Below are 10705 nucleotides of genomic sequence, written 5' to 3' on the forward strand. Positions count from 1 at the left end.
GTCATACTCTGCGTATTTTTCTGCGCCAGCGTTTTGGTATTGATGTTCTTACTTTTGAACAGCATCCTGTGGCTTAATTCACATAAGGCGTACTGAACTAATTCGAGAAGACCGCGATAGATGAGCAATCCTTTTAGATGTGTGGTAGATACCAGTGTGTGCATCAAGTATTTTATTGCTGACCCACTAACTGCCAAAGTTAATCAACTCTTCGGTCATCTCGCCAATCTACAGACAGAAATTTTTGTTCCAGACCTTTTTTACATTGAGTGTGCTAACACGTTCTGGAAGTATGTCCGTGCAAGGATGTACACTGCTGCTGAGGTTCAGACAGATTTAGCCACTCTGAAAGCTTTTTCGTTGCGTGTTGTTTCAATAGCTGATTTGATGGCGGATGCAGTTACTATAAGCTTGAGTTATGGAACTTCTGCCTACGATGCTTCTTATGTCGCCCTTTACCAGCAGGTAGGTGCTACTTTACTGACTCTCGACGGTAAGCTGGTGAGGGCAATAGCCGCTTCGTCTTACGATATCTGCTCGTTTAATGATTTCGATGTACCAACATTGCCGTTAATATAGAAGCGATCGCCTTTCCTCACCATATATTTAACCTTAAAGCATTGGATGAGACTAAACAAATCGATACAAACTCAGAACTGGGGAAATTGAATTTTTATCACCAACTTACTTAGTTGCAATAAAATTAGTTTGTAGAGCAAGCAATCAACCTGCTGTTTTTTTGTTTTTAATATTTAATTGTCAAAAATGCCTTTTACTTATAACCGCACAGTTCGCTTTCAAGATACTGATGCTGCTGGGGTAGTTTATTTTGCTAATGTTTTGAGTATTTGCCATGAAGCTTATGAAGAATCTCTAGAAGCATCAAGTATTAATCTCAAAGATTTTTTTGCTAGTCCATCTGTGGCTTTTCCCATTGTTCATGCTAATATTGATTTTTTACGCCCTATGTTTGTCGGTGACAAATTACTGATTAGTTTAGTACTCCAAAAACTAGGTGTTGATAAGTTTGAAATTACTTACGAAATTACAGTGGCTGAGGTGGTAGTTGCAAAGGCTATTACTAGGCATGTTTGTATTGATGCAAGTAGTAGAAGTAAGCAGGAATTACCTGAAGAAATTATCCAGTGGTTGGATACGAACCGCAGAGACGCTGAGGGCGCAGAGAGAAGAAAGTCTAGAGAGATTATGTGATAGGATTTTGAAGGAATTCTGTGGCTATTTGCTGTAACTGTTGGCGGTTAATTTTACCCTGGGAGTTGCGGGGTAAGTTTTGCTGAGGAATCCAATATTTAGGGATTTTAAATTTGCTGAGTTTGTCTTTGAGTAGAGTTTGGATTTTTAAGGCAGAGGTATCTGATTTTTTGGGAATGTAAATCGCTGTTAAGGCTTGTCCCCAGTGTTTATCTGGGATACCGATGACACAAATATCGGCAACCATTTGAGTTGCTTGTATAGCTGATTCAATCTCTGCTGGGTAAATATTTTCCCCACCTGTAATAATTTTGTCGCTGTTACGTCCGATAATATTTAAATAACCTTGGTCGTCTAAAAAACCTAAATCATCTACTTGGAAAATTTCCTCATTTTCTCTAATTTTAGGATAGTAACCAAGGGATAAAGATTGAGTACGAATATTGATATTTCCTATTTGATTTGAATTTAAAATTTTGCCTTGCTGATTGCGAATAGTTACCTGAACATGGGGAAGAATCTGACCACTGCTCATTTTACCACTAAGAAAATCATCTGGTTTGAGGGTAGCAATTTGAGAGGCGGTTTCTGTCATCCCATAGGTAGGTGATAAACGGATACGATGAAATCTAGCTTTCTCTAATAGTTCGTTCCATGCTGGTGCACCACCCAAAAGTACAGTATTAAATTGGATTAGCCATTCAGTTAATTCTGGATTTCGCAAAAGTCTTTGTAACTGTGTTGGTACTAAAGATATAAAAAGATCTGAGTTTTTAATATTCAATATTTGACCTTGTTCTACTGCTTTAAATGGCATAATTGCCAGTTTACCTCCGGTGGTTAAAGAGCGCATAAATTGCATTAAACCGCTAACGTGATATAGCGGTAATACACAAAAAGAATTGACTTGTTTTAGTTGAAAGTATTCTGTAAATCCTTGTACAGATTCTATGAGAGTTCCCCAAGTGTGGATGGCAAACTTAATCTGCCCTAATGAACCACCTGTAGGAATCATAATCATTGGGCAGGGGGCATGGGGTATTGGGCATTGGTAATTTTTCCCATTCCCGATTCCCGATTCCCGATTCCCGATTCCCCAAATAATATCTGGCTGTACTAAATCAAAGACTTGTTGCCATTCTTGTGTTCCCCAGTCGGCGTTACAAAGAAAAACTGGACAATTAGCTGCACAAGCGGCAATAAAACTGGCTAAAAATCGTAATGGTTCACGTTCAGCTAAGATGATTTTTGGTGGTGTTCTCCACGCTGATAACTGTGTTAGTTCAAAATATAATTCTTGAGCAATTTGATTAAATTCATGGCTGTTATAACCAATAAGCCAATCATCCTGAGTCAGATTATTAAGACAGTCTAAAGGTGTTTGCATAAACATTGAAGCCACGTTTCCTCTTGTTAAAAAAAATGGTTGATGCCAAAACCAATTGCCCTGTTGTTTTGGGATAATTCTGCCGCTAATTGGAGTGCTGCAAGTCTTGCGATCGCAGTTTCAAAGACTGATGAAAATACAGCATCAATTTGATGCTGTTGGCAAAACTTTCTCAGACGAGATGGCGATCCGACTATTCCAGGCTTAATCACAAAAATTCCTCGCCAACCTTGTTGATAACAGGCGGCGAGTTGTTCAAGTGTGGCGACAGATTCATCTAAAGCGATCGCAGTTTCATAACTCATACTCAATTCCAGCATTCCCTGAAATTGCTCAACAGGCAACGGTTGTTCAATAAATTCAATTTCTAGGGGTAGTTCTCCATTTGCCTTGAGATTGTCGCAAGTCCACAGCCATAAGTTAGCTTCTTCATAGGTGAGTCCACCGTTGGCATCTAATCGCAGTTTCGTAGAGGCTGGTAAGGTGTGGATCAGTGACTCAAAAATTTCTAGTTCATCAGCGATCGCATCTACACCAATTTTCCACTTAAACGTGCGATATCCCTGCTGCCATAGGGTTTCCCATTGATTCAAAGCCGCTTCCCCAGCTGGTAATAAGGCGCTGTAGGGGAGAAGTGAGGAGTTAGGAGTTATGAAATTATTTTTTTCATCGCCCTTACTTCCGACTCCCCACTTTCCACTCCCCCACTCGCAGGCTGACTCAAAGCCAAATTGACAAGCTGGTAACTGATCTGGGATGGAGAAAATTGTGTTATTTGTGATTTCTTCTGGGAGTTGACGACAAAAATCTAAGGCTTGTTCTAGGGTTTCAGAACCAAACCAACTAATGGGGGCAATTTCTCCCCAACCAACTCTAAGAGTTTCATCGGTGAGACGGAGGATAATGCCCTCACGAATATCCCAATTACCATGATTGGTAGTTAGTGTTCGCACAAATCTTCGCCGATAGGGACGAAATTTAAATTGATAACGCATCAATTAGTAATTGCTAAAGCATAAATCCCAAACCCAACAGTAAGCAAGCCCAAAAATGCACGGCTACAGCAATGAATTTACAGTTACTAACTTTGTCAGGCTGGTTGTGATTTTTTTGGACGTGGCGGCATAATTTTACAGCAAAGGGCAAACTCAGCCAACTCAGCAATGTCCAAGCTGGAGAAATTCCCCACAGGACAAACAGCAGGGTGAGGGGATAAATGCTAGCAGTGAACCAAACTAGGAGTTGGGCCCCTTTTGCTGTTCCTAGACGGACGATAGGCGATCGCTTACCTGCGGCTATGTCATCCTTGACTTGGTGAAAATGTGAGCAAAACAAAATTAAGGTAGTGGCAATCCCCACAATCGCTGAGGCTGCTAAACTCGTTATTGACCAAGTTTGAGTTTGGCTGTAATATGCTGCCTCCACCGCTAAGGGGCCAAAGGCAAAAAAGCAAAGAATTTCGCCTAAACCCTGATATCCTAAACGAAAGGGAGGCCCTTGGTACATATAGCCCAAACCGCAGCACAGCAGAATTATGGCGATGACAGTTAAGTCTTGTTGCCAAAAGGCGATCGCTAGTATGCCCAGCAACCCTAAACCTAAACACAAATTTCCTATCCAAAATATTAATAGCTTATTGCCAGTTAAGTTGACCAGAGAATGGTGCTTGTTTTGATCAATACCTGTTTCCGAATCAAAGACATCATTACTGATATTTTCCCAGGCAAGAATTAAAATTGCCGCAGTTACAAAAGTAGAAAATACTGCACCATTGAACATTTTAGTTTCTGCAAATGCTACTGCTGTTCCTACCCAAATGGGCATAATGGCAACGCTATACATTGGCGGTTTAATCGCTGCCATCCATAACTTAGTGTTGGGATATAAAATCTGCTTGGTAGTCATCAGTTGTAATTAATTAAATTGCCGGAACATTACTCAGACTTTAGATTTTATGATTTAAAGAGACTCCAGATATGGGTGATATACAAACAACTGTCACTTTTACTGTGGCTTGTTAACCTTGTGTTGTTAACACTCACCCTGACGTTGCAATATAAGGCTGAAACTCGCTTATCATGTTCTGAGAACACCACAAACAAGGCAAACCCTACGCTGGTAAAATAGCAACTTAATATGTTACCTGTAAAAATACGACCACGATTAATTACACTTTAGGAAGTTAACTTAAAAAAAATTTACTATCGTTAGAAGATCCATGACAGTTTTACCATGTCGTAACAACTTATTTGTAGAACACAAAGATTTATATCAATTTCTGGTAGCAGTGCAAGAAAAGTGCGTCAACAATAATTGCAGGCAAATTGTCAGTATCTCCCAGGAGATTGATTTAGTTGACCCTTTACTTGTATTGGACAAACTTACACAAGCAAATGAAATAAATTTTTACTTTGAGGACAAAGGTAAAGGAGAAGCGATCGCAGCAATTGATGCTGTGACAAAATTACAAATTGATGGAGCAGACCGTTTTACTAAAGCAGAAAATTTTATCAAATCTTGTCTAAAAAATATAATTAATTTTGGTAACGCTAACCAACCTTTTTCTGGGCCTCACTTTTTTTGTTATTTCAGCTTTTTTGATAAAAATTCCCAAGTAGATTATCCATTTCCATCTGCTACCATTTTTCTCCCCCGTTGGCAAGTAGCTGTGAAAAATCAGCGTTGTACATTAGTAACAAATATAATTATCAATGAAAATGTAAATATTCAAAGGTTGTTGGAGACTGTGCAAAATAAAATTGAATTTCTCCAATCTTTAGAATATTACTCTGCTAATATTGATTCCTTTCCGGCAAAATTATTCAATAAATCTGTCACGAATGCTGCTCAGTTTAAACGTTCAGTAGTATCTGCTTTGGAAAAAATTCGGTCTAGTCATTTGAGTAAGATTGTGCTAGCAGATATATTAGACGTCAAGTCAAGCAATCATTTTGACTTAGTTAAATCCTTAAATAATCTTAGGCGAATACATCCTAACTGTTATATTTTTTCTACAAGTAATGGTAAGGGACAAAACTTTATTGGTGCAAGTCCAGAACGATTAATTAGTATTAATAATCAACAGTTAATCACCGATGCTTTGGCTGGTTCTGCACCACGAGGTAAAACGCCTGCTGAAGATGCAGCTAATGCCAATCGCTTACTCAATAGTGCAAAAGAAAAACACGAACACTCGCTGGTACTTGATTTCATTACACAACGCCTATGCCAGCTAGGTTTATTACCCCAAATATTAACACCCCGCCTGAGACAATTATCGAATATCCAGCATTTATGGACACCAATCAGTGCTATGGTTCCTGCTAACATCCATCCATTAAAGATTGTCGCCCAATTGCATCCTACACCAGCCGTTGCCGGTGCAGCACGAGATGTAGCCTGTGCCGAAATTCGTCGTTACGAAAACTTTGAAAGAGGTTTGTATGCTGCGCCTCTAGGTTGGATAGATTCTCAGGGGAACTGCGAGTTTATTGTGGGAATTCGTTCAGCATTGGTCTATGGCGATCGCGCGAGATTGTATGCTGGTGCTGGTATTGTTGCAGGATCTAATCCTGATAAGGAGTTTGCAGAGGTGCAGCTTAAGCTTCAGGCGTTACTAAAAGCGTTAGTTTAAAGAGACTTCCAAATAAAAAACATCCAAAAATTTCTCTGTATGAAAGCTTATATTTTAGTTTTAAACTAAATCCTGATGAGTGAAAGCTTTAGCATTCGCCCCGGTGTAAGTAGCTACAATATGGCCATCACCAGTCATTTGATATTTATACGTCACTAATCCTTCTAAACCAACAGGACCACGGGGAGGCATTTGTTGCGTACTAATCCCTACTTCTGCACCAAAACCGTAGCGAAAGCCATCAGCAAAGCGGGTGGAACAATTATGGAATATATTAGCTGAATTTACCAGTCCAAAAAAAGTTTCAACAGATGTTGAATCTTCAGAGATAATGGCATCGGTATGACGAGAACCATATTCATTAATATGAGTGATCGCATCTTCTAAAGAGTCTACAATCTTAATCGACAAAATAAAATCACTGTATTCTGTTTCCCAGTCTATTTCTGTTGCAGTTACAATGTTAGGTAAAATTCTTAAGGTACGTTTATCACCTCTTAATTCCACATGGCGTTCTTGTAAAGCCTCAGCAACGTTTGGTAAAAATTCTGTAGCAATAGAGGAGTGAACTAGCAAAGTTTCAATGGCATTACAAACAGCAGGATATTGCGCTTTGGCATCGACAGTAATTGGAACTGCTTTAGAAATATTAGCGGCTTTATCTATATAAAGATGACAAATCCCATCGGCATGGCCTAGTACCGGAATCCGCGTATTTTCCTGCACAAAGCGGACAAATGAATTAGAACCTCTAGGAATAATTAAATCTACATATTTATCTAACTTCAAAAGTTCTAGAGTTTCTTCTCTAGTTGTTAGCAGCTGCACCGTATCAGGATTAACAGTAGTATGAGATAATCCCTGCTTAATTGCTTTAACTATTGCTTTACAAGAACGCACCGCTTCCTTTCCACATTTGAGAATTACACCATTACCCGATTTAATAGCCAAAGAAACAATTTGAATCGCCGCCTCTGGACGAGCTTCAAAAATAATCCCCAAAACACCTAAAGGACAAGTAATCCGCTTGAGAGTCAAACCAGTGTCTAATTCGCGGTGAATCTGCACTTTACCGACTGGATCAGCTAGCTTACCAACATCTCGTACCCCAGCGATCGCATCTCTTAACTTATGTTCATCTAACTGCAAGCGTTTATAAAGTGGTTTGGCAATTCCTTCAGAAGTAGCAGCTTCACAATCAGCAACATTTGCTTGTAAAATTTCATCTGTGGCTGATTCTAAAGCTTGAGCGATCGCAACAAGCGCTTGATTTTTGGCTTCAGTGGAGAGAATCGCTAGCTTACTTGCAGCTTGGCGGGTTTGCCCTGCGATCGTAATTAGGGGAGAAGCAATGTTAAGAATAGTCATAGCACAAATCTTTACCTTTTCCTCATCTTATCAACACTGAGTTAATCATTGGTTATTAGTTATTTTCCTCCCTCCTCCCTTATCGTCTTCCTCCAATCGGGTGAACCATGTGGGTAATCAATAATTACTCTGATCGGGTGAAGCAAGACTTGGTTTAAAACATTTATTGTGTAATTATCGAACACAGAAAAACCAGAAGTAATAACTTCACAACTATACAAATATTTTAAGTATTAGTACAGGCATTCTTTGAAAGTTCTAAATATGATTTATGCGTACCGAGACTAGAGAGACAAAGTGAGTTATGTTTCTCTAGTCTTTTTATTAAGGAAATAATTTATACTGCTCTTTACCCTGACCGAGGAGCTTTAACTTATGAGCCTTCTTTGGCAAGTTGCGCTTTTGCCTGTTGCCACAAATTTTCTAACTCATTCAAACTGTAATCAGAAAGGGGACGGTCAACAACTGCCTCCATTTTTTCTAATCGCTGAACAAATCGCTGATTTGTGCCTTGTAAAGCGGCGCTAGGGTCAAGATTATGCCAACGGGCTAGTTGAATAGCTGCAAACAGTAAATCGCCTAATTCTGCTTGTTGTCGTTCTAGTGTTTCCTCAGCCAAAGCCTGTTGAAACTCCGCCAACTCCTCATGAAACTTATCCCAGACGCCCTGAATATTTTCCCATTCAAACCCGATCGCCGCAGCCTTTTGGGAAATCTTCATCGCCGCCGTCAACGGGGGAAGGGTACGCCCATAACGACCGAGTTTAGCACTAAGTTTTTGCGCGTCTGGAGATGCTTCACCTTTTTCCTCCGCTTTAATTTGTTCCCAATTTTGCCGCACCTCATCCACACTTGCTACCGACACATCACCAAACACATGAGGATGACGGCGAATCAACTTTTGGGAAATTCCTTGAGTTATTTCCTTGAGAGAAAATTGTCCAGATTCGCTAGCGATTTGGGCTTGTAATACCACCTGTAATAACAAATCCCCTAACTCCTCAGCGATCGCCCCCTTATCCCCACTCTTAATCGCGTCCACCACCTCGTAAGCTTCCTCAATCACATAAGGCGTCAGCGTTTCGGCAGTTTGCGCCAAATCCCAAGGACAACCCCCATCAGGCGATCGCAATTTTGCCACCACCTCAATCAACTCCTGCAACGCCGCCAAACTCTCATTTTGATTTTCCATACCTCTGCGTACCTCTGCGCTTCCCTTAGCGTCCCTTCGCGTTTAAAAAATCATTTCTTAGTCTTCGCCCGACGACTACTACCCCTCACTTTCCGCCTCTTAATTTTGCCACTAGGAAGCAACCCCCGAACCCCCTGCTTTTTAAAACGCTTATAAGCCGAACCGCCCCAATCGCTGAGAGAATGACTCATCGCACCGAGTTCCAACCCCAAAAACAGGGCGATATATTCAGTATCGTATTGTACGAGCGATCGCCCCACAGTTTGTCCCAAATCCTGCCAAGTAAAGCTCAGATTCCCCAACCTTTCGGCAATTGCCAAAACGAAAATTGCCAAAATAGCTAGCAAACACCCCAGATAAAGTATCCGCAGGATCGTGCCAATAATCGGCCCGTGGGATAAAAAAGAACGATGGCGGAGACTTTTTTGATAAGGTAGCCAAATCCAGCGCAAGAAACCCCAGCGTTGAAATTGCACAGAGTAAATATCCAAATCGGGGCCAAACATTAGCCCTCCAAATAGAAACCCGCCTGCAACCAACAAAGTGGCATTGCTACTGTGAGTCTGCCAGAAAGTAACGCCCGCCACCAACGGCAGAGTATACATAGTAATGCGATCGTGTGTCCGACCAGAGGGCATCCTAAATCCTGTTAGCGATAGCGGGGCGTTCAGCCCGTGCTGAGTGACTGAATACTGAGTCAGTATAAGAGAAAAAAAGATTTTCCCAAAACAACTAGCGCCACGCGAAATGTTTTGCTATATTAGTTAAGGATTAGTAAAAAGGGCGGTTAGCTCAGTTGGTAGAGCGCCTGCCTTACAAGCAGGATGTCATCAGTTCGAGTCTGGTACTGCCCATTAATTAGAATAAGGCTAGAGACAGCTTACATGCAGTTTCTAGCCTTTTTGAATTTGTGGTATTTCCTAGCTAAGGCAGGGGACGCTGGCGAATCTGATCGTGACTTAATTTTTTTGCACAATGTCTCACTGATTCCGTAACTTCTTAAGCTCTGCTTCTGTAAACGGATTCTTCCCCGCCCGTAAATCTTTCACCCAGTGCTGCTGTTGTGCTTTACTATCTTTATCTTCAGTCTGGGCGATGTATGCTTCAAAGTCAGTAATCGCGCCTTGGGTATTGCCAGTCAGCGCCCTCGCCAGTCCCCGGCTGTCACGATTATTGTCAGGTGCAAGGACAACGGCTTTGTCACAGGCAAATAACACATCCTTGGCATATCCTCGCAGACTACCTTGGCGACAAAGTGAGTTCCAAGAATCGGCAGAAATTTCCACGTTGGGATCTAACTTTAGAGCTTCGGTATAATCTGCTAGTGCTTCCTTGACTTTATCCCCTTTCACAATTCTCTCTGCTTCTGCAATCAAACGTTCCGCGTTTCCTTTGTTAGCAAACTCTTGTGCTTTTACCTTGGGGTCAAATTTTAAACTGGGATTCCATTTCAAGGCTGTGTGAAAGGTCGCAACTGCATTATCAATATTGCCCTCTCTGGCTTCGTTTTCACCTTCTTGAACTAAAAACGGTGCTGCTGCTATTAAATTAGATTTATTTTGGCAGACCTCTAGTGTTTCCAAGTCTTTGGGATTGATGACAAGATAATCATTCAACCATTGACAACCGTGAGACAACAGTTCATTGAGATTGTCAACCCGCCACACCCGCGCGGTCTTGTCATCACTGGCGGTGAGAATGCGTTTGCCATCCGGGCTAAAACTGGCGCTGTAGACTCTGCTGGTATGCCCTTTGAGTTCGGCAATTTCCTTACCAGAAATGTCCCACACCCGCGCGGTGTTGTCAAATGAGGCGGTAACAACGCGTTTGCCATCCGGGCTAAAACTGGCGCTGTTGACATAGTTGGTATGCCCTTTGAGTTCGGCGATTTGCTTACCGGAAATGTCCCACA

10 protein-coding genes and 1 tRNA gene are annotated in these 10705 nt (G+C 41.3%); 4 read left to right on the plus strand and 7 right to left on the minus strand.

Annotated elements, in window-relative coordinates; all coding sequences use genetic code 11:
• The first annotated feature begins 120 nt into the window (after positions 1-120).
• A complete protein-coding gene (locus tag V7K21_RS07355) occupies positions 121-579 on the plus strand; it encodes a type II toxin-antitoxin system VapC family toxin (protein ID WP_335172898.1) in 459 nt (152 codons plus the stop codon).
• Between the two features lie 186 nt (positions 580-765).
• Positions 766-1212 carry an acyl-CoA thioesterase gene (locus tag V7K21_RS07360; RefSeq protein WP_335172899.1) on the plus strand — a complete coding sequence of 149 codons (447 nt, stop codon included), beginning with the start codon at positions 766-768 and terminating at the stop codon, positions 1210-1212.
• Here the strand turns inward: V7K21_RS07360 and V7K21_RS07365 are convergent.
• From V7K21_RS07365 to menA, 3 genes are read right to left on the minus strand one after another with little or no spacing between them, the layout of a single operon-like run.
• Positions 1205-2599: a 2-succinylbenzoate--CoA ligase gene (locus tag V7K21_RS07365; protein ID WP_335172901.1), complete on the minus strand. Its 1395-nt coding sequence runs from the start codon at positions 2597-2599 to the stop codon at positions 1205-1207. The two genes, V7K21_RS07360 and V7K21_RS07365, sit on opposite strands and share 8 nt — an antisense overlap.
• A gap of 26 nt (positions 2600-2625) precedes the next feature.
• Positions 2626-3594: an o-succinylbenzoate synthase gene (locus V7K21_RS07370; RefSeq protein WP_335172903.1), complete on the minus strand. Its 969-nt coding sequence runs from the start codon at positions 3592-3594 to the stop codon at positions 2626-2628.
• Between the two features lie 13 nt (positions 3595-3607).
• Entirely contained in the window at positions 3608-4504 is an 897-nt protein-coding gene (menA, locus tag V7K21_RS07375; RefSeq protein WP_335172905.1) for a 2-carboxy-1,4-naphthoquinone phytyltransferase, read from the minus strand.
• A gap of 313 nt (positions 4505-4817) precedes the next feature.
• Here menA and V7K21_RS07380 point away from each other — a divergent pair, with 313 nt between their 5' ends.
• Positions 4818-6233 (plus strand): isochorismate synthase, encoded by a 1416-nt coding sequence (locus V7K21_RS07380; RefSeq protein WP_335172907.1) that lies wholly within the window; start codon positions 4818-4820, stop codon positions 6231-6233.
• A gap of 60 nt (positions 6234-6293) precedes the next feature.
• Here V7K21_RS07380 and V7K21_RS07385 read toward each other — a convergent pair whose 3' ends face one another.
• The 3 genes from V7K21_RS07385 to V7K21_RS07395 all read right to left on the minus strand — a co-directional run bounded on the left by V7K21_RS07385 (position 6294) and on the right by V7K21_RS07395 (position 9431).
• Positions 6294-7601: a glutamate-5-semialdehyde dehydrogenase gene (locus V7K21_RS07385; RefSeq protein ID WP_335172909.1), complete on the minus strand. Its 1308-nt coding sequence runs from the start codon at positions 7599-7601 to the stop codon at positions 6294-6296.
• 373 nt (positions 7602-7974) lie between these two features.
• On the minus strand, positions 7975-8793 hold the full coding sequence (gene mazG, locus V7K21_RS07390) for a nucleoside triphosphate pyrophosphohydrolase (protein WP_335172911.1): 819 nt from the start codon (positions 8791-8793) through the stop codon (positions 7975-7977).
• Between the two features lie 50 nt (positions 8794-8843).
• On the minus strand, positions 8844-9431 hold the full coding sequence (locus tag V7K21_RS07395) for a metal-binding protein (protein WP_335172913.1): 588 nt from the start codon (positions 9429-9431) through the stop codon (positions 8844-8846).
• A 143-nt stretch (positions 9432-9574) separates the two neighbouring features.
• Between V7K21_RS07395 and V7K21_RS07400 the strand changes: the two genes are divergently transcribed.
• Positions 9575-9647 (plus strand) — tRNA-Val (locus V7K21_RS07400).
• A gap of 126 nt (positions 9648-9773) precedes the next feature.
• Here V7K21_RS07400 and V7K21_RS07405 read toward each other — a convergent pair.
• On the minus strand, positions 9774-10705 hold a 932-nt coding region (locus V7K21_RS07405; RefSeq protein WP_442948855.1), incomplete at its 5' end, for an eIF2A-related protein.

The organism is Nostoc sp. (assembly GCF_036919595.1).
Classification (GTDB): Bacteria; Cyanobacteriota; Cyanobacteriia; order Cyanobacteriales; family Nostocaceae; genus Nostoc.

Coding starts and splice junctions, on each gene's coding strand:
- V7K21_RS07360 (WP_335172899.1), top strand. CDS start 766: ATGCCTTTTACTTATAACCGCACAGTTCGCTTTCAAGATACTGATGCT.
- V7K21_RS07395 (WP_335172913.1), bottom strand. CDS start 9,431: ATGCCCTCTGGTCGGACACACGATCGCATTACTATGTATACTCTGCCG.
- V7K21_RS07380 (WP_335172907.1), top strand. CDS start 4,818: ATGACAGTTTTACCATGTCGTAACAACTTATTTGTAGAACACAAAGAT.
- mazG (WP_335172911.1), bottom strand. CDS start 8,793: ATGGAAAATCAAAATGAGAGTTTGGCGGCGTTGCAGGAGTTGATTGAG.
- menA (WP_335172905.1), bottom strand. CDS start 4,504: ATGACTACCAAGCAGATTTTATATCCCAACACTAAGTTATGGATGGCA.
- V7K21_RS07355 (WP_335172898.1), top strand. CDS start 121: ATGAGCAATCCTTTTAGATGTGTGGTAGATACCAGTGTGTGCATCAAG.
- V7K21_RS07365 (WP_335172901.1), bottom strand. CDS start 2,599: ATGCAAACACCTTTAGACTGTCTTAATAATCTGACTCAGGATGATTGG.
- V7K21_RS07385 (WP_335172909.1), bottom strand. CDS start 7,601: ATGACTATTCTTAACATTGCTTCTCCCCTAATTACGATCGCAGGGCAA.
- V7K21_RS07370 (WP_335172903.1), bottom strand. CDS start 3,594: ATGCGTTATCAATTTAAATTTCGTCCCTATCGGCGAAGATTTGTGCGA.